Here is a 23,352-nt window from a genome sequence, read left to right on the forward strand (position 1 = left end):
CGTCGGCAAACGAGCCCCTTGATATGACCAACGGAAATTTGAAGAGCCTGATGGCGATGGCGCTGATGTTCGGCGGCGCAGCGGCGCAGTCCGCCGGACCGGAGCAGCCGGGCGTCCTCGGTCTGCAGCTCGCGGAAACGCGAACGGAGTACGGGATTCGGCCGGCCGAGACCCTAGGCTCGCCGACGTCCCCGGATGCCGCAGCCCCGGGCCGGGAGTCGTCGGGGGAAGCGTCTTCGGAGATCAAAACTGCCGGCGACATTCGCTATGTATCGGGCGGTATCGGGGAGAGCGAACGCGCCGAGCTCGATGCCCTGTCCAGTCAGTTCAACCTGCGTCTGCTCTTCGCGACGGAGGGTAGCGGCGAATATCTTTCGTCGGTTCAAGTGAACATTCTGGATGCGCAAGGCGGGCCGATCCTGACCGCCGAATCGAAAGGCCCTTGGTTCCTCGCCCAACTGCCGGCGGGCGACTACAGCGTGGATGTCACCCCGACCGGTTTACGCGGTCAGGACGAGACTCAGCGTAAAACCTTCAGTCTGGATGGGTCCGGCCAATCGCGCTTGGACTTCTACTGGAAGAAATAGGCGGGGCGAGATTGAGTGCAGGATGGCGTCTTCGCGTCGAAGATCGGACATGTGTAGGAGAGTCATTTGGCGATTCGCGACACCCTGCTCCGATTCAGGAGATGGCTTCCCGGTCAGGGTTTGACCAAGGCGTCGATCGGCGACGAGCCGCCGTTGCGCTCGGAGCTCTTCAGCGCCGTGCAGATGGAAGAGCACGGCAAGCGCCTCGCCGAGGCGCACGCCTTGATGCCCGGACACCCGCCGGACCGTCTGCTCGCGCGCCTGACCGAGAATGAAACCATCCTGATCGGTGTGTGCCGATTGCTCATGGCCGCCGTCGCGCAGAACCGCCGGATCGCCCCGGCCGGCGAATGGCTGCTCGACAATTTTTACCTGATCGAAGATCAGATCCGCACCGCCAAGCGGCATCTTCCCAAGGGCTACAGCCGGGCACTGCCGCGTCTGCTCCGAGGACCCTCCGCCGGACTGCCGCGCGTCTACGACCTCGCGCTCGAGATCATCGCCCACGGCGACGGTCGGGTCGACCCCGAGAACCTCAACCGTTTCGTCGTGGCCTATCAAACGGTCACGACCCTGCGGCTGGGTGAACTGTGGGCCATCCCGATCATGCTGCGCCTGGCGCTGATCGAGAATCTGCGCCGGGTCGCGGTCCTCATCGCCGCCAGCCGGACCGACCAGAACCTGGCCGACGGCTGGGCCGATCGGATGATGACGATGGTCGAGCAGGATCCGAAAAATCTGATCCTCGTGATCGCCGACATGGCGCGCTCGAACCCGCCCCTGTCGAGCGCCTTCGTGGCGGAGTTGGCCCGTCGACTGCAGGGCCAGAGCTCCGCTTTGGCCTTGCCGCTGACCTGGATCGAGCAGCAGCTCGCCGAATCTGGTCTGACGATCGAGCAGTTGGTGCAGGTCGAGAACCGGCAACAAGCCGCCGACCAGGTCTCCATCGGCAACAGCATCGGCAGTCTGCGTTTCCTCGGGGCGACGGACTGGCGCGAGTTCGTGGAGGCCATGAGCCAGGTCGAGCAGACCTTGCGCGAGGATCCGGGCGGGATTTACGGGGAGATGGACTTTGCCACCCGCGACCGTTACCGGCACGTCGTGGAGAAGGTCGCAAAGAACAGCCCCTTGTCCGAGGCTGAGGTGGCTCTTCAAGCGGTCGCGCTGGCGCGCGAAGGCGCGGTCGGGAACGCTGGCGCCGAGCGTGCGGCGCACGTGGGGTTCTATCTGATCGATCGCGGTCTGCCGCGACTGGAGCGTCGGGCCCGGGCCCGCCTCCGCACCCTGGAGTCGTTGCAGCGACGCGGTCGGCGGTTTCCTTTGTTCCTCTATCCGGGGGCAATCCTCCTCTTGACGGCGCTCTTCGCCGGGGGGCTGCTGGCGCAGTCCGGAAGCCTTCCGGCTTGGCTGATCCTGCTCTTGGCGGTGCCGGCCGTGCTGGGCACCAGTCAGCTCGCGGTGGCGCTGGTGAACTGGCTGGCGACCTTGCTCGCGACACCCTATCCGCTGCCGCGCCTGGATTTCTCCCTCGGTATTCCGTCGGAATCGCGCACCCTGGTCGTGACCCCGACCATGCTCGCCGACGCGGCGAGCATCGAGGCGCTGATCGAGGGGCTGGAGGTGCGGTTCTTGGCCAATCGGGACGAGTGCCTGCACTTCGCCCTCTTAACCGATTTTCGCGATGCGCCGACACAGACGCAGCCCGAGGACGAGACGCTGGTCCGACTGGCCGTGGACGGGATCGAGGCCCTGAACGCGAAGTACCCGCGCGACGGCGGGGATGGCTTTTTCCTCTTCCACCGCCCGCGCCTGTGGAATCCGCAAGAGCGGATCTGGATGGGTTACGAGCGCAAGCGCGGCAAGCTCGCGGATCTGAACGCGCTGTTGCGCGGCGGAGCAGGCGACCGCTTCGCAAGGATCGTGGGCGAGACGAGTATCCTGCTCGGCGTGCGCTACGTCATTACCCTGGACACCGACACCCAGCTCCCGCGCGATGCCGCGCGCGAATTGGTCGGGACCCTGGCACACCCGCTCAATCGGGCCCACTACGACCCCGCGCGGCAGGTCGTCACCGAGGGCTACGGCATTCTGCAACCGCGCGTGGCCGTGAGTCTGCCCGGTGCCAATCGCTCGCGCTATGCGCGGCTGTACGGGGAGGACGCCGGGATCGATCCCTATACCCACGCCGTCTCCGATGTCTACCAGGATTGGTTCCAAGAAGGCTCCTTCATCGGCAAGGGCATTTACGATGTCGATGTCTTCGAGCAGGCGCTCGCGGGGCGTTTTCCCGAGAATCGCATCCTCAGCCATGATCTGCTGGAAGGCTGTTATGCCCGCTCGGGGTTGGTCTCCGATGTGCAGTTGTACGAAGACTATCCCGCCGGTTACAGCGCGGACGTGAGCCGCCGCCATCGCTGGATTCGCGGCGACTGGCAGATTGCACGCTGGCTCTCGCCGCGCGTTCCCGGGCTCGACGGACGCCTGCGCAAGAACCCGCTCTCGGCACTGTCGCGCTGGAAGCTGGCCGATAATCTGCGGCGCAGTCTCGTGCCGGCGGCGCTCACGCTGCTGTTCGTGCTGGGCTGGACACTCACGGCGTCCCCGGGGCTGTGGACCCTGGCCGTGCTCGGCATCTCCCTGATTCCCTCGGTGCTGACCGCGCTCCTGAACGGCCTGCAAAAGCCGGGCGACGTGCGCTGGCGCGATCACCTTGCCGCCGCGCTGCGCACCGCGCGCCGGCAGTTGGCGCAGACGCTCTTTACCGTCGCCTGTCTCCCGTACGAGGGATACTTCAGCCTGGATGCCATGGTCCGCACGCTTTGGCGGATGCGGGTCAGCCATCGGCGGCTGCTCGAATGGACCTCCTCGGGCGATTCGGATCGCGCGCGCGGGAACCTCCTCGCCTTTCACGGGAGGATGTGGATCGCCCCCGTGCTGGCCCTGGCGACGGCTTCGGCGGTGGCTTGGCTCAATCCGCCCGTGTTGCTCGTCGCGGGACCGATCCTCTTGCTCTGGCTGGCCGCCCCCACCATCGCCTGGTGGATCAGCCGTCCCTTGACGCGTCGCGAGGCCCGCCTGTCGGCCGAGCAAGTGCGCTTTCTCCGCGCCATGTCCCGCAAGACCTGGGCCTTCTTCGAGCGGTTCGTCGGCCCGGAAGATCATTGGCTGCCGCCGGACAACTATCAGGAGCATCCCGTGCCCGTGGTCGCGCATCGCACCTCGCCGACCAATATGGGGATGTCGCTGCTCGCGAATCTGGCCGCCTATGATTTCGGCTATCTGACGGCGAGCGGATTGATCGAGCGCACCACCCGCACGCTGGACACGATGGCCGGTATGGAGCGCCATCGCGGCCATTTCTTCAACTGGTACGACACCCGGACACTCAAGCCGCTCGCCCCGCTCTATATCTCCTCGGTGGACAGCGGCAATCTCGCGGGTCATCTGCTGACCTTGCAGCCGGGTCTGCTCGCACTGATCGACGCTCCCGTACTCAACCCGCGTTGGCTGGACGGGATCGAGGACAGCTTCGGGATTCTGGCGGACGCGCTCGACGCAGGTCCCGAGCCGCATCGAGACGGCGTCCTGCCGGCCGCGCTCACGCCGTTGCGGCAGATCCTGGAGTCGGCCTCTCAGTCCCCGCCCGCCACGCCGGCCGAGGCATGCCGGTGTCTCGAGTCGCTGACGACGGCGGCCGAGGTTGCGGCGTCGGCGTTGGATGCGCACACCACGGGCGTCGCGAACGACTGGGCCAGGGCCTTGGCCAGTCAATGCCGTGCCCTTCTGGATGATCTGCTGTTGCTGGTACCCTCGCTGGCGACCCCGGTTTCGGTCGAGGCGCAAGGGGCTCGGGACCTGTCCCTTACACTGCGTCGGCTCGCCGTGCTCGAGGCGGATCGGGGCGCCGACGGCGCAGTCCGCGAGCGCATCGCCCTGCTCGAGCACCTCGCCCGGCAAGCCGGCGAGCTGGCGCAAGCCGACTACGACTTCCTCTACGACCCGTCGCGTCATCTGTTGGCGATCGGCTACAACGTCGGCGAGCGGCGACAGGATGCGAGCTTCTACGACCTGCTGGCCTCCGAAGCGCGGCTGGGCAGTTTCGTGGCGATTGCGCAGGGCCATTTGCCGCAGGAGAGCTGGTTTGCCCTGGGGCGACTGCTGACCGTCGCCGCCGGCGAGTCGACGCTCTTGTCGTGGAGCGGCTCCATGTTCGAATACCTCATGCCCTTGCTGGTGATGCCGACCTACGACAACACCCTGCTTGATCAGACCTATCGCACCGCGGTGGCCCGGCAGATCGAGTACGGCAAACAGCGCGGTGTCCCCTGGGGCGTGTCCGAATCCGGTTACAACACCGTCGACCTTCATCTGAATTATCAATACCGCGCCTTCGGCGTGCCCGGCCTGGGCCTGAAACGCTGGCTGGCGGAGGATTTGGTCATTGCGCCCTATGCCAGCGCGCTCGCGCTGATGGTGGCGCCCGAGGCGGCGTGCCGCAATCTCCAGCGGCTCGCCTCATGCGGGTTCGAAGGCCGTTACGGCTTCTACGAGGCCATCGACTACACGCCGTCCCGTCTACCTCGCGGGCAGACGAGCGCCCTGGTGCGCTCCTTCATGGCCCATCACCAGGGCATGAGTTTTCTCTCGCTGGCGTATTTGCTCCTGGACCGTCCGATGCAGCGGCGCTTCATGGCGGCGCCGATGTTTCAGGCGACCGCCCTGCTGCTGCAGGAACGCATCCCCAAGACACCTTCGTTCTATCTGCACGCGACCGGCGAGCCCGCCGACATCCGCACCACATCCGAAAGTCAGGATGCGGCGATCCGCGTGTTCACCAGCCCCGATACGCCCATCCCCGAGGTGAAGCTGCTCTCCAACAGCCGCTACCACGTGATGGTCACCAACGCGGGCGGCGGCTACAGTCGCTGGAAAGATCTGGCCGTCACCCGCTGGCACGAAGACACCACCCGCGACCACTGGGGCACCTTCTGCTACCTGCGCGACCTGGCCAGCGGCGACTTCTGGTCGACCGCCTATCAGCCGACGCTCAAAGCGCCGGACAGCTACGAGGCCATCTTCTCGGAAGGCCGCGCCGAGTTTCGTCGCCGTGATAACGGGATCGAGTCCTATACCGAGATCGCCGTCTCCCCGGAAGACGACATCGAGCTGCGCCGGGTGCGCCTGACCAACCGCTCGCGCAGCCCCCGGGTCATCGAGGTCACCGGCTACGCCGAGGTCGTGCTCGCCCCGCCCGCCGCCGACGCGGCCCATCCGGCCTTCAGCAACCTCTTCGTGCAAACCGAGCTGCTCGAGGCGCAGCCGGCGATCCTCTGCACCCGCCGGCCGCGCTCGCGCGAGGAGTCCTCGCCCTGGATGTTCCACCTGATGGTGGTACGCGGGGCCGAGTGCAGCACCCCGTCCTACGAGACGGACCGGATGCGCTTTATCGGGCGCGAGCGCAGCGTCGCCGATCCGCAGGCGATGCACGGGTACGAGGGCCTCTCGGGCAGCGCCGGCTCGGTGCTGGATCCCGTCGTGGTCATCCGCTACGCCATCACGCTGGAACCGGATCAATCCGCCGTCATCGATCGGGTGACCGGCATCGGCGAGGATCGCGAGAGCGCCGTGAGCCTGGTGGAAAAATACCGCGATCAGCGCCTCGCCGACCGCGTCTTCGATCTGGCCTGGACCCACAGCCAGGTGGTGCTGCGCCAGATCAACGCCAGCCAGTCCGACGTGCAGCTCTATGGTCGCCTGGCCAGCTCGATCCTCTACGCCAATGCCTCGCTGCGTGCCGAGCCGAGCGTGCTCGCTCAGAATCGGCGCGGACAATCCGGGCTCTGGAGCCATGCGGTGTCCGGCGACGTGCCGCTGGTGCTGGTGCAGATCGGCGATCCGGAGAACATCGCGCTGGTCCATCAGCTGGTGCAGGCGCACGCCTATTGGCGCCTGAAGGGACTGACCGTGGATCTGGTGATCTGGAACGAGGATCGCGCCGGTTACCGCCAGCAGCTGCAGGATCAGATCCTGGGCCTGATCGCCGCGGGTGCGGAGGCGCATGTGATCGATCGACCCGGCGGCATCTTCGTGCGCCCGGCCGATCAGATCAGCCACGAAGACCGCATCCTCTTCCAGACCGTGGCGCGGGTCATCCTCTGCGATACCCGGGGCACCTTGGTCGAGCAGCTCGCTCGGCGCGCACCGGCGCAAGCGCGGATCCCGCGCCTGCGCCCGACCCGCCCCCGTTTTGCCGAATGGAGTCGCGGCGTCGAGGCCGCATCGGCCGGCGATGCGGAGCCGGACGGCCGAGCGCCGCGTCTCTTCGACAACGGCCCGGGCGGCTTCAGCCCCGACGGGCGCGAATACGTCGTCACGACCCTGCCCGGCCAAACCACGCCTGCACCCTGGGTCAATGTCCTGGCGAATGCGCACTTCGGGACGGTCGTCTCGGCGAGCGGCATGGCCTATACCTGGAGCGAGAATGCCCACGCGTTTCGCCTCACCCCCTGGCACAACGACCCGGTCGGGGATGCGAGCGGCGAGGCCTTCTATCTGCGCGACGAGGAGAGCGGTCACCTGTGGTCGCCCACGCCGCTGCCCGCCGGCGGTGCCTCGGAGTACGTCGGCCGGCACGGCTTCGGCTACAGCGTCTTCGAGCACGTCGAAGACGGTATCGAATCCGAGTTGTGGGTCTATGTCGCGGTGGACGCACCGATCAAGTTCTCGGTGCTCAAGCTGCGCAATCGGTCGAATCAGGCGCGCCGCCTGTCCGCGACCGGCTACGTGGAATGGGTGCTCGGGGATCTGCGGCCCAAGTCGGCCCTGCATGTCGTCACCGAGATCGACCCGATCAGCGGCGCGCTCTTCGCGCATAACCCCTACAATACCGAGTTCGCCGACCGTCGCGCCTTTTTCGACGTGGACGACCAATCCCGCACCCTGAGCGGGGACCGGACCGAATTCATCGGGCGCAACGGTACCCTGAACGCACCGGCCGCGCTCACGCGCTTACGGCTGTCCGGAAAGGTCGGTGCCGGGCTGGATGCTTGCGCCGCGCTCCAGGTGAGCATCGATCTGGCCGCCGGGCAAACCCGTGAAATCGTCTTCCGGCTCGGCGTGGCCGGTCGGCGCGGCGCGGATGATGCCAGCGTGCTGGTGAATCGCTACCGCGGGGCCTCCGCCGCCCGCTCCGCGCTGGAGGCGATCCATGCCCAGTGGACGCACACCCTCGGTGCGGTGCAGGTCGAGACCCCGGACCCCGCGCTCGATGTCCTGGCCAACGGCTGGCTCCTCTATCAAACCCTGGCCTGCCGCTTGTGGGCGCGCAGCGGTTACTACCAGTCGGGCGGCGCCTTCGGGTTCCGCGACCAGTTGCAGGATGCGATGGCGCTCGTGCATGCCGAGCCCGGACTGTTGCGCGAGCACCTGCTGCTCTGCGCCGGGCGTCAGTTTCCCGAGGGCGATGTCCAGCACTGGTGGCATCCGCCCTCCGGGCGCGGTGTGCGCACCCGGTGCTCCGACGACTATCTGTGGCTCCCGCTCGCGACCGCTCGCTATGTCCTGGCGACCGGGGATACCGGTGTGCTGGATGAAACGACCCGGTTCCTCGAGGGCCGCCTGGTCGGCGGGCAGGACGACGCCTATTACGATCTCCCCGGACAGTCGGAGGAATCGGCGAGTCTCTACGGGCACTGCGTGCGGGCCATCCTGCATGGTCTGCGGTTCGGCGAGCATGGACTGCCGCTGATGGGGTCCGGCGACTGGAACGACGGCATGAACCTGGTCGGGATCCAGGGCCGGGGCGAGAGCATCTGGCTGGGCTGGTTCCTCCATGAGGTGCTCACGCAGTTCGGCGCGGTGGCTCGATTGCAGGGCGACGAGCCCTTCGTGGAGCGCTGCCTGACGGAGGCGGCCCGGTTGCGCGCGAACATCGAGGCGCATGGTTGGGACGGCGGCTGGTACCGGCGCGCCTATTTCGACGACGGCACCCCGTTGGGCTCGGCGAGTCAGCCCGAATGCCGGATCGATTCGATCGCGCAAAGCTGGTCGGTGCTGTCCGGGGCCGGCGATCCGGCGCGTGCCCGTACGGCGATGACGGCGTTGGACGCGCAGCTGGTGCGCCGGGACGCCGGGCTGATCCAGCTGCTGGATCCGCCCTTCGACACCTCCGATTCGAATCCTGGTTATATCAAGGGATACGTGCCCGGCGTGCGCGAGAACGGCGGCCAGTACACCCATGCGGCCATCTGGGCGACGATGGCGTTCGCGCGCTTGGGCGATGCGGCGAAGGCCTGGGAGCTCTTCGGCATGATCAACCCGATCAATCACGGGCGCACGCCCGAGGACATCGCGATCTACAAGGTCGAGCCCTACGTGGTCGCCGCCGATGTCTACGGGGTTGCACCGCATGTCGGGCGCGGCGGCTGGAGCTGGTATACCGGCTCGGCGAGCTGGATGTATCGGCTGATCCTGGAGTCTCTGCTGGGGCTGCGGCTCGAGGTCGATACCCTGCATGTCGCGCCCTGTCTGCCCCGAGATTGGAACGGGTTCAAACTGCGTTACCGCTATCGGGAGACGCTTTACGACATCGTCGTGAGGCAAAGCGGCGATGGAGAGGGCGAAACGCGGATCACGCTGGATGGTGTCGCACGGGACGAGCCGGGGATTCCGCTGGTGGACGACCGCGGAGAACATGCCGTCGAGATCAGCCTGTCCGCTCGCGCGATCGGCTTGCTGCCGAGCTCGGAGGAGGGATCTTGATCCGTCGGGGGCATTCGTCCGTTAAGGGGATTGCCGAGTGCGACTCGGCGATCCCCGGAGGCGGATCGACGCCAAAGTGAAGTCGACCGCGATCCCCTGGAAAGGATCGATCACGAGCTCGCCGGATACAACATCGATATTCCAGCCATCCAGCAATCTGTCGCCCGCCACAAGACCTGCAGCCGTGACTCCGGCACTCGAGAAAAAACCGATCCGCAGCTGTTGAGAAACCGCAACGGCGCCGGTCTCGACCCCTCCACCGCGTTGAAACAACGGCGGTTCTCGGGCGCGGCGCGGCGAGGAGATCGATCCGGTGGACGGCGGCCGGAGCATCCGGCGCGCAACCCTCGGACCGTCTTCGTCACCACGGGTTCTGCCCCTTCCTTTCGCATTTCATCCAATCCTTCCTTGACGGTTAGGGTAAACCCGAGGAAGGTAAAGAGGGAAAGGCCGACTCAATCCGTCTTCAGCCATCAAACAGCTCCCGGTCGGCAAGGCTTCGAGCTGGGTCACAGTCGGCGGTCGTCATTCTGCGACAATGCATGGAGCTTGGTTTTACATGACAAGCCTGGTTGTGGCCATCTGGCTCAACCCAACAACTTGAAAGGTAGTTCCGAATGATCAATTTCCGTCAACCCCCATCCACCCATCGCAGTTTCGGTGGGCCAGTCAGCCGCTACGTCCTCACCGGACTACTCGGACTGTCGTTCGTCGTCGCACTCTCGCCCGTTTTCGCTGCTTCCGGCAACGAGCTCGTGGTATTCGATTGGAACCGGCCGGTTATTCAGGCCGACCGGGGTTTTCCGAAGGTCGAGCCCGTTGCTAAACCGAATAATCGGATCTTCCAGATGCTCGCCGGCTCGAACGGTAACTGGACATCTCCGATCAACTACGCGGGCGGAACCCTGCATATGCGTGTGCAGATCCGAAGCCAACCTGTTGCGCAAGCGATGCAGCTTCAGTTCTGTATCTGGCAGTGGAAGACTCCGACCTCCGGATGGTCGGGGGCTCGGGAGACCTGCACCCCGACGGCCAACGTCCAAGGCAAGTCTGGAACCCAGGTTACTTGGTCTCGCGACATCCCGAGCATGTGGAAAAAGAACGGCGTTCCGATTGTCTGGAAGGACCCGCGCACACGTTACGGTGTAGCTGTCAAGAATAAGAACGGGGTCCCGGTCACCGATTATGCTGGCTTCAAGAAATGGGCCGGTGAGGATCCGGCGAAATGGTATCCCCTCGACATGCGTTTCACGGTTGTTGCGGTGCCGAAGGGTGCAGCCTTCAGTGGTTGGTCAAACTACTAGCTGCGGGGCACGGGCCGGGTTAGACCTTGGCCAATAGCGTTGCGTATTCGGCACTCGGAGACACTCCATACCGATTATCGGAGGCGACCTTGGTCACTTCGGGCCTGTACCCAAGGATGCAACGTTCGTAACTCCGGCCTCAGTGGCATGTGGCGCGGAGCGCCACCCCGGGCTGCGTGACACCGCGGAACGGGTGTCACGAGTCCCTTCTTAAGGCGTGGGTGGACGATATCTAATGAGCGAGGCCGCCAAGGACGTTCAAGGCGGTCTTGCCGGTTGTCGAGAAACCGCGACGAGCCCGTTTCACATGCTCTTCTGAACCTCTTTGGCCGTGTCGCTCACCGCTTCACCACCACGTTCGATATCTTGGCCTGCTCCGTCGATTGTATTGCATCCGATCAAGAGTCCGATCGACAACAGCATCACGAGCCCGATAAGTGTTTTCATCATATTCACCTTCACCAAAATCTTTGAAAAATCCGAGCATCTGCAACGATGGATGCTCGGCGCCGAAGGGGTCACAAGGGCGCCTTCTCGGACGGCGGCTTCCCGCCGACACTATGACCCGGGTCACGAGAGATCTGCGCGGCAATGTCATGCTGCATCTGCATGACCTCCTTTCTAAGGGCCTGGTTGGCCCTTTGCATGTCGGTCAATGACGGGCGCAGCACCGAGGCCAAGCGGGGATCGCGCATGACGGCGGTGCGCAGAAGTACCAAAGAGATTGCACTGCTTTGGTATTCTTGAAAGACACCCAGCAGGATAAACAATCGTCCTTCCAAATCGTTTTCCAAGTGAACACCGATTCGCCTGCCGGCGATGTGCCGACCGGCTTGCTCGTCACCTTGCATCATGGCTCGGCCTCTCTCATGGGAACGCTGACGGTGTTTAGGCTCCATGGCCCTTTCCGGTGCCCTCCGTCCGGGGAGGGCAGATCTTCCGGGCTTTGCCTAACCCTCGATCAACAGCCGACGAAGATCGATGATCGCCGCATTGGCGCGCGAGATGTAGGAGGCCATCACCAGGGAGTGGTTGCTCATGGGTCCGAATCCGGTGCCGTTGAGGATCATGGGGCTCCAGATCATGTTCTGGGTATTCTCCAGCTCACGCACGATTTGCTTGAGGGACACCAGGGCGTTCTTGTCCTCGAGCACCGGGGCGAAGTCCGCCTCCATGGCGGTCAACGTCCGCAGCAGGGCCCAGGTATAGCCCCGCGCCTCGAAAAAGACGTCGTCGATCTCGAGCCAGGGTGTCTTGTTCCAGGTTTGCCTGGCGTCGGGCGATGCCTTCGTGGCGCTTGCGTCGCCGGCCAACGCCGTATCGAGCGGGGCCTGGCCGACGGCGTAGGACAAGCGCTGCGCAAGACTGCCGAGCCGCTTTGCAACGACTTGCAGATAGGCGGCTAGATTGTCGGCGCGGGCGAAGAATTCACCGTCGCCGTTTTTATCGTCGGCGAGTCGCGTCAGATAGCGATGCATAGCCGCGATCCCGTCGCGGTACTCCGACTCGGATGACGGGAAGATCCAGGACTGGGAATCGTAGTTGAACTTCGGCTCCGCGATCTGGAGATCCACGTCTTCCACCGATTGCGTCTGCGCACGGCTGAAGTCATTGCGCAGGGCGCGGGATAAATCGCGAAGCTCGGTCAAGGCGCCGAATTCCCAATTCGGGATGTTGTCCAGAAAGATCCCCGGAGGCGTAATGTCGTTCGTCAGGTAGCCGCCCGGTTTATTCAAGAGGGTCTCGGCAATCCCGATGGCCGCAGCGGTAGTCATGGTGCCGGGCACCAGCTTGGTCGAATCCTTTCCGACCTGCTCCATAGCGTATTCATTGACATCGACCGATCCGGGCGAGCGTGACCAAACGATGCCCAAGATGACCATGACCACCAGGTAGGTCACCAGAAATAGCCCTGCCGTCCACCACAGACCCTTTTCCTTCCAGGTGTGTGGATGATAATACTTGGCGACCTTCACGACCCGATTCTTCAGTTGCGGGGTTCTCGTTTTGAATTCGGCGTCCATCTGCGTTTCCTCTCGTGGGTGTCGGGGCTCCTCGGACGCCCGAGGCGTTCCGAGGAGCGGTTCGTTCCTTCAGATGCTCAGATGGAGTCGCAACGCTATTCGGCGACCTTGACCACCAGCTCGTTTCGGACCGATTGGACGTTCTCGACTCCGCCGGCGATGACTAGGCTCCTGTCGATGCTCGCCTGCGAGTCGACTTCACCGCTGAGCGTGACGACGCCGTCGGTCGTCGTGACGCTGATCTGCAACACCTCGAGCACGGGATCGGCTAAGAAGTCTGCCTTGATCTTGGCGGTGATCGCCGCGTCGTCGATATAGGCACCTGCCTCCTCTGCCTTCTCGGAAGCCGCCTCCTTGGCGTCTTCCATCTTGTCGCCGGCCTGTTCGGCCGTTCGATCGATCGATTGCCCGACCCTTTCGGCCGGACCTTCTTGCTCGCAACCGACCGACCCCAGTGCGAAAACCAGGATCACCGACGACATCAAAGCGACGTTGTAGGAACGATTCATTCCTGCATGCTCCGCGTTATTTCGTGGCCGCATCCTTGATGTCCTCCATCTTGTCCCCGGTCTTCTCGACGGTTCGATCGATCGTTTCTCCAGCCTGCTCGGCCGGACCCTCTTTTTCGCAACCGAGCGATCCCAGCGAGAAGCTCAGGACCAATAACGACATCAAGATCGCTTTATAGGATAGTTTCATCGGGATATGTGCCTCTCTCGATGGTGATAGGGGACAGATCCTTCGGGCGGTTTCGCCTGCAGCGAACCGACCGAAGGTATCCGAAGGTCAGAGCCGACCCAATACAAACAGGATCAGCAGAATGACGAGGATCAGGCCGATCACGCCCGAGGGGGCGTAACCCCACGACCGACTATGCGGCCAGGTCGGGATGACACCGACCAGGATGAGGATCAGGACAATGACAAGGATCGTGCCGAGTGACATGTGCTTGCTCCTCTAGTGCAAGCGCGCGGACCCGATTCCCTGCTCGGTTGCTGCTCTGAACGAGGCCGAGCGCTCGAGGAAGTGAATCGTCCTAACCGTCGAGCTTGTTGCTCTCCTCCCACTCCTTGACCTGTTTTTCGGCCTCTTCCTGCGCAATGCCGTACTTTTCCTGAATGTGCCCGACCAGAACATCACGTTTGCCGGCGATGCGGTCGAGGTCGTCGTCCGTGATGTCTCCCCATTTCTCCTTGACCTTGCCGGTGAATTGTTTCCAGTTGCCTTGTATTTGATTCCAGTTCATGTAAATGACCTTTCATGTTGATAAGGTTGAATCGATCCGGGGTTGTTTGTCCTGCCGGATCGCGGGGACCATGCAGCGTGCACATTTCATCTTGGCTGCGGATTGGTTTACCGTGGGCTCCATCACATTCAGTATAGCTGTTCTGAGCGTCTTTGCTACGTTTCTTGCCTTTTGGTCGCGAGAACGAGAGCTGCTCCGACGAGTGGTGCGTGTGCCGTGAGATCTCTCCGCACAAGGATTGAGGGAATTATTGGAAGGGCCCGAGAACGCAGCAACGAAAGGCCAAGCCGTCGATACGCAACGGGCAGTCTTCGGCTTAGGCAGGGTGTCCGCCTGTCATCACCGGCGGCGAGATGACCGAATTCAATTAATTAATCAATCAAGCGTGCGGGCGACTGCTCGCGCCACTAACCTCAAGCGGATCACGACGACGTTCCCCTCATGACGGTGAACCAAGCGGAGGGCCAGGGTCGCTTCCCGGAGCGGGCGGCCGGCTGCGATACCAGGCGGCCAGCTCGTCCCCGGTCATGGGTTTGCCCAGATAGAACCCTTGTGCCCGGTCGCAGCCCAGGTCGCGCACGGCGCCGAGCTCCGCCTCGGTTTCGACGCCGATCGCGGTGACCTTGATCTGCAGGGCGTGGCCGAGACGCACGATGGTCTCGACGATGGCCGGCGCGCGCGCCCCTTCGTCCAAACCCTGCACCAGGGTCCGGTTGATCTCCAAAGCGTCCAACGGCAGGTCTTCGATGTGGCCGAGGCAGGAGGGTCCGAGGCCGAGGTCGTCCAGCGCCACCCGCACCCCGAGCGCATGCAGCTTGTCCAGGAGGCGGCGCGAGGCGGACATGTCCTGCAGCAGCGTGGCCTCGCCCAGCGCGAGCGACACCAGGGCCGGGTCGACCCCGCCGTCGCGCAGCGCGTCCGTGATGTGCTGCAGAAACGACTGATGGCGGAACTGGCGCGCCGAAACGTTCACCGTCACGGCGATCGGCGGCATGCCCTCGGCCAGCCAGGCGCGGTGTTGGCGCAAGACCTCCCGGAGCACCCAGGCACCGAGGTCGTGGATGAGTCCGATCGATTCGGCGATCGGCAGGAACACCAAGGGTGCGATCTCGCTGCCGTCGGCTTGCGGCCACCGCAGCAGTGCTTCGACCCCGATGACGGCGCCGCTGCGCAGATCGAGCGCCGGCTGATAGAGGAGTCGAAACCCCTGCTGCGACATCGCCTCGCGCAGGCCGGCCTTCACTGTCGCGACGGCGCGCGACTGGCGCTCGAGCGCGGCCGTGGCGAACTGAAACTGCCCCGGACTGACCTGTTTGGCATGGTACATGGCCAGATCTGCGCATTTGATCAGGGCGTCGATCGTCGCGGCGTCGTCCGGATAGAGGCTGATCCCGATGCTGGGCACACAGGTCAATTCCTGCTCGGCGACCGGGTACGGGCGCGCGAGCGCGGCGACGGCGTTTCCGGCAGCGGTCGCGGCGTCGTCTTCGTCCCGGATGTTGGCCAGGACGATCACGAACTCGTCTCCGCCGAGTCGAGCCACCAGGTCGTCGGCGCGGAACGACGCACGCAGCCGTTGCGCGGTCTGCCGCAACACCTCGTCGCCGGCCGCGTGTCCATAGTCGTCGTTGATGGCCTTGAACCGGTCCAGGTCGACGAACAAGACCGCCAGGCGTTTACCGGCACGCCCGGCGCCGGCAAGCATCTGCGCGGCCATCGGCGCGAGCAGGCTTCGGCCCGGCAACCCGGTCAAGGGGTCGTGCTGCACCAAGTGCAGCGCACGCTCCTCGGATTCCTTGCGTTGGGTCACATCCTGGTGAACGATCAGGACCCGATCGAGCCGGCCCCGATCATCCATGATCGGCTCCAGATAGGCCGCGAACCAGAGGTAATCCCCGTTCTCGCTGTGTTGGCGATAGTGGATTTCAGCGGGCGCCTCGCAGTCGGTGGCGAAGCGGGTGAAGGCGGTGCGCACAGCCTCGCGATCCTCCGGATGCAGCCGGGCCAGCCAAGCGTCCAAGGTCTGCGGCGCTGCGGCGTCCTGCACATCGCTCGTCGGGGAGTGCACGGCGGGTGGCAGGAGTATGGCGCCGGTGCGCGGATTCCACTCCAGGAAACCGACATCGGCGATCCCCGCAACGCGTTTCAACCGGGTCTGGGCGTCGAGCAGCCGCTGCTCGCCTTCTTTGCTCGCCGTGATGTCGCTCAGGGTGGCCCGCCAGTGGCCTTGATTGCCCATCCGATGCGGCTCGAGACAGCTGTCGACACGGATCCAGCGCCCGATGCCCTGCGTCTTGCGCAGCCGCAGCTCGCACGTCTGGGGCTCGCGCGTGGTGCGCAGCCGATGCAGGCACCCGTAGAGGATGTCTTGGTCCTCGGGGAGGATGAAGCGGGTCAGGGGACGGCCGACCAGGCCGACACGCGGGGTTTCGAGCAGGGTGGCGGCGGCAAGGTTGGCCTCCCGGATCATGCCCTCTTCGGTCAGGGTCAGGTAGCCGATCGGCGCCAGATCGTAGAGATCGAAGTAACGCGACCGGGCGGTCTCCAACGCCTCTTGGGCACGCAGCAACTCTTCGTTCTGCATCTCGAGCTCGATCTGATGCACGCGCAGCTCATGGATCAGGCGTTCGGCCTCCTCGGGTGCGAGCGCCGGGGGTGCCGGCTCGTCGGGTGTCGGCAGGCGCGCTTCGGCCTCTCGACGCAGCCGCACCGAGGTCTCCTCGCGGGAGGGCGCGCGCGGCGGGGTGCTTGGGTCGCCCCGCTCGCCCGGATCTTTGTTTGCTTCGAGATCATGCGGGTCGGTCATGGCCGGGCCTCGGGGGTCGGGGCATCGGTTGGTTCAGGTGATCCCCGGGGGGGGGGGAGGTGACGTCCTCGAGTGCCAGCAGGATCATGCAAGGCTGACCCTCGCCGGGGTCGACGCGCCGGGCGTTGAGCCGCAGCGAGCGCGCTCCGATGTCCGGAAAGGTCTGCTCCACCGCAAAGTCGTCGAAGCTGCCGCCCTGCGCCTGGATCTCCTGCAGGCGATCGCGCAGTGCCGGGATGTCCCAGCGGTGGTGGCTCAGCGTGAACAGGTGACGGTTGACGGTGTCCGCTTCGTCCAGACGGAAGTGGCGGTAGAAGGCGCGGTTGGCCGAGACCACCCGCAGGTCCGCATCCAGAACGACAAGGGGCTCGCGCACCGCATCCACGATCGCTTCGGCGAAGGCGCGGGCCGCGCGGACGGCGTCCTCGCTGCGTTTGCGCTCGGAGATGTCGACGAAGGTGATGACGGCGCCCTCGATGACGTTCTCCAAGGTACGATAGGGTCCGATGCGCATCAGGTACCAGGCGCCCTGCCGGGTCTGAACCTCGTGCTCGCGGGGCAGCAGGTCGCTCAGCACGCCATGCACGTCGTCGGTGAGATCGGTGTAATCGACCAGGTTGGAGACGATGTCGCCGACCGGTCGCCCGATGTCGGTCTGGATCAACTTGATCAGCCGGGTCGCCATCGGCGTGAAGCGCGTGATGCACAGCTGGTGGTCGACGAACAGGGTCGCCACGCCCGTGCCGGCGAGCAGGTTGTTCATGTCGTTGTTGGCGCGCGAGAGATCGGCGACCTTGGTCTGGAGCTCGGCGTTGACGGTGGCCAGCTCCTCGTTCACCGATTGCAGCTCCTCTTTGGAGGTCTCCAGCTCCTCGTTGGTGGATTGGATCTCCTCGTTGACCGACTGCATCTCCTCGTTGGTGGACTTCAGCTCCTCGTTGGAGGTCTCCATCTCTTCGCGCGTGGATTGCAGATATTCCTCCTTCGCCCGCAGCTCGAGCTCAAGCTCGGCGATGCGCGCGTTGTCCCCATCGCCCGTGGTCGGGGCGTCCCCCGCTGTCCCCGAGGCGGTCGTGCCCGGTGCGGCCAGCTGCGGTGCGGCGGTCTCCAGGACGACCAGGTAGAAGTCCGTCAGCAGGATCCCGTCCAGATGCGTCTCCTCCGGGCGCACCGTCAGATCGATGCGGCTGAAGTCGCCGTTGGTCTTCACCCGCAGCCGCGGGCGACGGACCGGCTCGCGGTGCGTCACGGCGCGGTGCAGCGCGGTCGTCAGATCGCGTCGCAAGCCCTCGCGCGCCATCGCGAAGACGTTCATGGCGGCATCGCCGGGGGCGGGCTCCAGGTACTGCCCGGTGCGACCGTAGATGTGGAGGATCTCGCCGCGGCCGTTGACGAGGATGCCGACCGGGTCGCAGTGGCGCAGCAGGGCTTGCTCGGTGAGTGCGCGCAGATCGAGCTTACCCTTGTGCCGACTCGCCGTGGAGGGCGCCAGAGGATCCGCGGCGTCGGTCGACGCCGGCGGGAGGGGCCCGCGCATGACCGAGGTCGGGACGAAGGCGCCGCGCGGTCGCTCCAGCCGGCTGTAGAGCTTCCATTTGCGGTTGAGCGGTGCGAACAGGGTCGGGACCTCGCCGACGGTCTCTGAATTGCCCAGAAAGAGCACGCCGTTCGGATTCAGGGCATAGTGAAAGAGCGCGATCAGGCGCGCTTGCAGATCGCCGTTGAGATAGATCAGCAGGTTGCGACAACTGATGAGATCCATCCTGGAGAAGGGCGGGTCCTGCACCAGGTCCTGCTCGGAGAACACCAGGAGATCCCGCACCACCTTTTGAACGCGGTAACCCCCCTGCGCATCCTCCGAGAAAAAGCGCGCCAGCCGCGCTGGCGAGACGTCGGACGAGATGCTGCTCGGATAGAGGCCGGCGCGGGCCTGCTCGATGGCGCGTGGATCGATGTCGGTCGCGAAGACCTGCACCTTGAAGTCCTGCTTGAGGGTTTCCAGGTGCTCGCGCAGCAGGATGGCGATGGAGTACGCCTCCTCCCCGGTCGAGCAACCGCAGACCCAGACCCGTACAGTCGCGCCGGCAGGCTTGCCGTGAAACAGACGCGGAATGACCTCCTCCTCAAGGGCGGCGAAGGCATCCGGATCGCGGAAGAAGTTGGTGACGCCGATCAACAGGTCGCCGAACAGGGCCTCGATCTCCGCCGGGTCCTGCCGCAGGTAGCCGACATAGTCGCCCTGGCGATCGATCCGATGCAGTGCCATGCGCCGCTCGATCCGACGCCGTAGGGTGCTTTCCTTGTACTGGGAGAAATCATGGCGGGTCTTGTCGCGCAGCAGGATGCAGATCTTGGTCAGGGCATCCTCGGAGGACGCCGACGGGGCGACCGGCCGGGTTGTCTTGTCGAAGGCCTGTGCGGCATAGGCGATGAGGTGCGCCGGCATCTCCTCGGGGGGCAGGACGTAATCGGCATGGCCGCTGGCGATGAGGCTGCGCGGCATGCCGTCGTAGGCCGCCGTCTTGGGCGATTGGGCAATGACCAGGCCGCCTTCGCCCTTGATCGCCCGTGCGCCGAGGGTGCCGTCGCTGCCGGTACCCGAGAGCACGACACAGATGGCACGCTCATGTTGGTCTTGGGCGAGGGAGCGGAAGAAGAAGTCGATCGGCAGGCGCAGCCCGCGCGGCGCCGTGGGCTCGAGCAGGCGCAGTGTGCCGTTGAACAGCGCCATGTCGTGGCTGGGCGGGATGATGTAGGCACAGTCCGGCTCGACCCGCATGCCGTCCTCGACCTCCCGGACCTGCATGCGAGTGTAGCGCTTGACCAGCTCGGTCAAGATGCTCTTGTGATCCGGCGCGAGATGCTGCACCAGCACGAAGGCCATGCCGGTCTCGCTATCGCGCGGTATGGCCGAGAAGAAGGCCTCGAACGCGGCCAATCCGCCGGCGGAGGCACCGATGCCGACGACGGTGAAGGGCGGCGGCTCCGCGGCATGCGGGTCCTCGCTCGTGTCGGTCGCTGCCGGCGACGGCTCCGTGATCTCCGGCAGCTCGACGGGCAACGCAGGGGTGTCCGTGCCGTCGCCCCGGGTCCTCGTCTTGGTCATGGCTTGTCTCCGCCGAGTCAGTGATCACCGCTTTGGCGCGCTCGCCGCGCGGCCTTGCAGCGGTCATCAATTGACGCGGCGCGGTCCCTGCGGGGTTCTTTATGGACGATTGACGGGATTCGTTCGCCGGATGCCGGCTGCAGCGTGCGGGAACCCGACGCGGAGGCGTGTCGTCAGCCGCTTGGCTGACCTGCAGTAGGCCGTATTGATGAGTGTAGCGGAGAGATCGGAATCGCTCTGTTCGGAATCGCACATAAGGAGGCGATGCCAAGCATACCGCGGTGCAGAGCGCAGGCGAGGCGTATCGGCTTACCGGACCCCTGCTCAAGCAGGAGCTCACCCGTACCGGAGGACGCCGCGAAGGGGTCCTGCCGCTTGACCGCCATCCGCAGCGCTTTCGCCTCGGCGATGATCACGGTCACTGTGCTCTGCTCCGGGTCGATGGCCGCGATCCGACCGATGTCGCCGTTGAAGACCTCCTTGCCGTAGTTGTTGACCCTTTGCAGCACCTTGTCGCCGGGTGCGTAGGTCGTGCCGAACATCTGCACCCGCGGTTCCGCGGTTGGGTTGAGCCCGATTCGTCCTCGGCCGGAAGCGGGTCTTGACCTCGATCCCGGTGATCTCGGTCGGGCGCTTTGCGGCCCGACCGGTGGGCGCGGCAAGCAGGACGAGGGGCTTTATCAGACCAAACCGGCAGCGTCAGGTATCGGCCAACTCCAGACACGGTACGACATGCCCAAAGACCGGGATTTCGATGACGACGTCGTCCAGGGCAGGTACCCTCGCCAGCCGGCAGGGGCGCCCTAACGCCGCCGGTGCCGCGCCACGCGTTGCGCATAGCGGTTCATCAGCGGTGTCACGGAAATCCCGTGCACGACGATGGAAGATCAAACAGCGCCGCCGAACACGGCACCCACACCGGCCGTGATCACCATCGCGAGCGCGCCCCAGAAGGTGACCCGCCAAGCGCCGATCAGCATGTCGGCACCACCAAACCGAGCGGCGATGGCGCCCAACACGGCCAGCGAGGCGAGAGAGGCACCCGACACCCAGGGAATCAGGGCCTGCTCGGGGGCCAAGGCCGTGACGGCCAACGGCAGCGCGGCGCCGACCGCGAAGCTGGCCGCCGACGCCAAGGCGGCCTGAATCGGCCGCGCGCTGAAGTTCGCGGAGATGCCGAGCTCGTCGCGAGCATGGGCACCGATGGCGTCGTGCGCCATCAGTTGCGTGGACACTTGTTCTGCAAGGTCCGGCTCAAGCCCGCGTGCGACATAGATGGCCGCGAGCTCGCGGCGTTCTGCCGAGGGATCCTGTTCGAGCTCGGTGCGCTCGCGCGCCAAATCGGCGTTCTCGGTATCGGCCTGCGAATGAACCGAGACATACTCGCCGGCGGCCATCGACATGGCGCCGGCCACCAGGCCCGCGACCCCGGTCAGCAGAAGATTATCGTGACCGGCATTGGCCGCCGCCACGCCGAGCAAAAGACTGGCGGTCGAGACGATGCCGTCGTTCGCGCCGAGCACGGCGGCGCGCAGCCAGCCGATACGGTCGGTGCGGTGGCGCTCGGTGTGGTGTCGTAATCCTCTCATTCTAGTTTTATGAATAACGGCGTGACGACGCGGAGTCTGTACCTATGACCTGATCTTAACCGGTCGGTCATCGCTCGGGGCACTCGATTGCCTGTCGGTCTGCAGACACCGGTTTTCAAGCCGGCCACCTTCACGCTCCCGAGATCTGCAACTATTCGAACTCGCCCCGGGGCTCGGCAGCCCCGCAGGTATTCGAACCGGCGCCACGCTCCCACCGTCAAACTGGCTCCCGCGCTGCGGCGTGAAAGCGCGCTGCGACGCTCCGGTGCCTGGTGACTTCGGGCCGCACCGATGGTCAATGCACCGACCCTGTGGCGCGCCCCCGCGTAGGAGCGGTTTCCGCTCCAATCAGCATTCTCTTTGCCGCAACTCCGCGCCCCCGCGTGAACCTCTTGTCGCTGCGGTGTCGTGTCGAAACTCGGACTCTTCTCCTCATCTACGTTCGGCTCCCGGAGCGAAACAAGCGGCAGCTTGTGAGTTATCCCTTAGAGACTGATCAAGGCAGGTCCCGCCGCGGCGATGACCACGGTCGCCAAACCCAAGCCCAGATTGACGGCCATCAATCCGCGGATCCACGCGAATGCGGAAGCGGCTTTAGGCCAGTCGGCCGCGGCGACGCTGTGCTGCATCCGGCGGAACGAGAGGAAATAGATCAGGGTAAAGACCAGCGTCATGATCAGGGCAATGCCCATCATGGCATGGACATAGAGCCCGGCCTTGCCGCCCGAGACCCCGAGGAACACCCAGAGTCCGCTGAGCCATAAAACGGCAATCGAGCCCCAGACCCAGGGGAAGAAGCGCTGAAAGACGCCGAGTGCGACGCGCAGGCGGGGCTGGGGATCGAGCGCCTCTTTGAGCGTCGGACGAAGCGCGAAATGGGCGAAGAACATCCCGCCGACCCAGACAAGACCGGCGACCTGATGCAGAGCGATCGGGATGGCAATTTCGAGATTCATGATGGGTATCCTGGCGGAGTGTCAACAGGGAAGTACGGCTCGGCGCAGAGCGCCTGAACGAGGTGTCGCATCGCCGCAGCGGTATGACGAGATGACGGGAACACGACTAAGGATCGAGGGCCCGCCAGCGAAGCATGGCAGATGTGTCGAGACCGTTCGTTGTCGTTGTCGACCATCGATACGACTACGACCGCGATTACGACAACGACAACGACAACGACAACGATCTCGTACGGTCTCGGAATCTCTGCCCTGTTCCAATAGGAAACCTCGACCTTCAGGGTCAATCCCCTGCGGCATCGGAATCCATCAGCACATCAGTCCTGCCCAGGGCAGCGATCCGCGCGACCGGCAGGTCAGCACCGCGGCGCCAGGCTGCAAGCGCCTTGCGCTTGCCCGCACCCGTCACCAGGATCAAACGCTCCGGGGCAGAAGCGAAGGCCAACGGGGTCAGGGTCACACGATCGGGCGGCGGTTTAGGTGCCTCGTGTACGGGTGACGCCAGCACGTCCGTCGGGGTCACATGACCGGGGAAGAGGCTCGCCGTGTGACCGTCCTCTCCCATGCCCAGCAGGATCAAGTCGAAGGGCATATGATCTGCAATCAGGGCGTCGTAGCGGCCGGCCGCCGACTCTGCCCCCGACTCTGCGGGGATCCAATGCAAATTGTCCGGCGGAATCGCAACGCGCTCCGTCAGGGCCAGCTCGATCGCGCGGCTGTTGCGCTCGGGGTCGTCGGGCGGGAGACAGCGCTCGTCGCCGAGAAAGAGATGCCAATGCGCCCAATCCTCGGGTTGATCGACCAGGCGACTATAGGCGGCCAACGGGGTACGCCCCCCGGCCAAGACACACAGAAATCGCCCGCGCGCCCGGATGGCACGGCGTGCCGCGGCGCTCATTCGGCGGGCCGTTTCCTCGGCGATCGCCTGCGCCGATTCGAGACGAATAAACTCTATAGCCTGCTCGCCCATGGCA

At 64.9% G+C, this 23,352-nt stretch carries 16 protein-coding genes; 3 read left to right on the forward strand and 13 right to left on the reverse strand.

The features are described from left to right. Positions 1-23 precede the first annotated feature (23 nt). From BLV04_RS03270 to BLV04_RS03285, 3 genes are all read left to right on the forward strand, one after another. On the forward strand, positions 24-587 hold the full coding sequence (locus tag BLV04_RS03270; RefSeq protein ID WP_175534473.1) for a carboxypeptidase-like regulatory domain-containing protein: 564 nt from the start codon (positions 24-26) through the stop codon (positions 585-587). A gap of 66 nt (positions 588-653) precedes the next feature. After that, a complete protein-coding gene (locus tag BLV04_RS03275) occupies positions 654-9,347 on the forward strand; it encodes a glycoside hydrolase family 94 protein (protein ID WP_093028121.1) in 8,694 nt (2,897 codons plus the stop codon). 617 nt (positions 9,348-9,964) lie between these two features. After that, positions 9,965-10,651 (forward strand): hypothetical protein, encoded by a 687-nt coding sequence (locus BLV04_RS03285; RefSeq protein WP_093028125.1) that lies wholly within the window; start codon positions 9,965-9,967, stop codon positions 10,649-10,651. A 303-nt stretch (positions 10,652-10,954) separates the two neighbouring features. Here BLV04_RS03285 and BLV04_RS03290 read toward each other — a convergent pair whose 3' ends face one another. From BLV04_RS03290 to pgl, 13 genes are all read right to left on the reverse strand, one after another. After that, complete coding sequence (locus BLV04_RS03290) at positions 10,955-11,098, reverse strand: entericidin A/B family lipoprotein (protein ID WP_007191386.1); 144 nt, start codon at positions 11,096-11,098, stop codon at positions 10,955-10,957. Positions 11,099-11,169: 71 nt separating this feature from the next. Next, positions 11,170-11,505 (reverse strand): hypothetical protein, encoded by a 336-nt coding sequence (locus tag BLV04_RS03295; protein WP_139191850.1) that lies wholly within the window; start codon positions 11,503-11,505, stop codon positions 11,170-11,172. Positions 11,506-11,601: 96 nt separating this feature from the next. Beyond that, positions 11,602-12,675, reverse strand: a complete 1,074-nt coding sequence (locus BLV04_RS03300) for a DUF2333 family protein (RefSeq protein ID WP_093028129.1) — start codon at positions 12,673-12,675, stop codon at positions 11,602-11,604. Positions 12,676-12,770: 95 nt separating this feature from the next. Beyond that, positions 12,771-13,184, reverse strand: a complete 414-nt coding sequence (locus BLV04_RS03305; protein WP_093028131.1) for a BON domain-containing protein — start codon at positions 13,182-13,184, stop codon at positions 12,771-12,773. A 16-nt stretch (positions 13,185-13,200) separates the two neighbouring features. After that, complete coding sequence (locus BLV04_RS03310) at positions 13,201-13,374, reverse strand: transport-associated protein (RefSeq protein WP_093028133.1); 174 nt, start codon at positions 13,372-13,374, stop codon at positions 13,201-13,203. 87 nt (positions 13,375-13,461) lie between these two features. Beyond that, positions 13,462-13,620, reverse strand: a complete 159-nt coding sequence (locus BLV04_RS03315) for a DUF3309 family protein (RefSeq protein WP_007191392.1) — start codon at positions 13,618-13,620, stop codon at positions 13,462-13,464. A 91-nt stretch (positions 13,621-13,711) separates the two neighbouring features. Continuing rightward, complete coding sequence (locus BLV04_RS03320) at positions 13,712-13,921, reverse strand: CsbD family protein (RefSeq protein WP_093028135.1); 210 nt, start codon at positions 13,919-13,921, stop codon at positions 13,712-13,714. A 439-nt stretch (positions 13,922-14,360) separates the two neighbouring features. Next, entirely contained in the window at positions 14,361-16,727 is a 2,367-nt protein-coding gene (locus BLV04_RS03325; protein ID WP_093028136.1) for a putative bifunctional diguanylate cyclase/phosphodiesterase, read from the reverse strand. Continuing rightward, positions 16,711-19,833, reverse strand: a complete 3,123-nt coding sequence (locus BLV04_RS03330) for a chemotaxis protein CheB (RefSeq protein WP_093028138.1) — start codon at positions 19,831-19,833, stop codon at positions 16,711-16,713. Before BLV04_RS03330 ends, BLV04_RS03325 begins: the two co-directional genes overlap by 17 nt. A 173-nt stretch (positions 19,834-20,006) precedes the next feature. Beyond that, positions 20,007-20,495 carry a hypothetical protein gene (locus tag BLV04_RS26045; protein WP_093028140.1) on the reverse strand — a complete coding sequence of 163 codons (489 nt, stop codon included), beginning with the start codon at positions 20,493-20,495 and terminating at the stop codon, positions 20,007-20,009. 225 nt (positions 20,496-20,720) lie between these two features. Further along, positions 20,721-21,422, reverse strand: coding sequence for a VIT1/CCC1 transporter family protein (locus BLV04_RS03340; RefSeq protein WP_093028142.1), 702 nt, complete (start codon positions 21,420-21,422; stop codon positions 20,721-20,723). A gap of 485 nt (positions 21,423-21,907) precedes the next feature. Beyond that, positions 21,908-22,378, reverse strand: a complete 471-nt coding sequence (locus BLV04_RS03345; protein WP_093028144.1) for a CopD family protein — start codon at positions 22,376-22,378, stop codon at positions 21,908-21,910. A gap of 283 nt (positions 22,379-22,661) precedes the next feature. Then, positions 22,662-23,348 (reverse strand): 6-phosphogluconolactonase, encoded by a 687-nt coding sequence (gene pgl / locus BLV04_RS03350; protein ID WP_093028146.1) that lies wholly within the window; start codon positions 23,346-23,348, stop codon positions 22,662-22,664. Positions 23,349-23,352 lie beyond the last annotated feature (4 nt).

It is taken from the genome of Thiocapsa roseopersicina, assembly GCF_900106925.1.
Lineage (GTDB): Bacteria > Pseudomonadota > Gammaproteobacteria > Chromatiales > Chromatiaceae > Thiocapsa > Thiocapsa roseopersicina.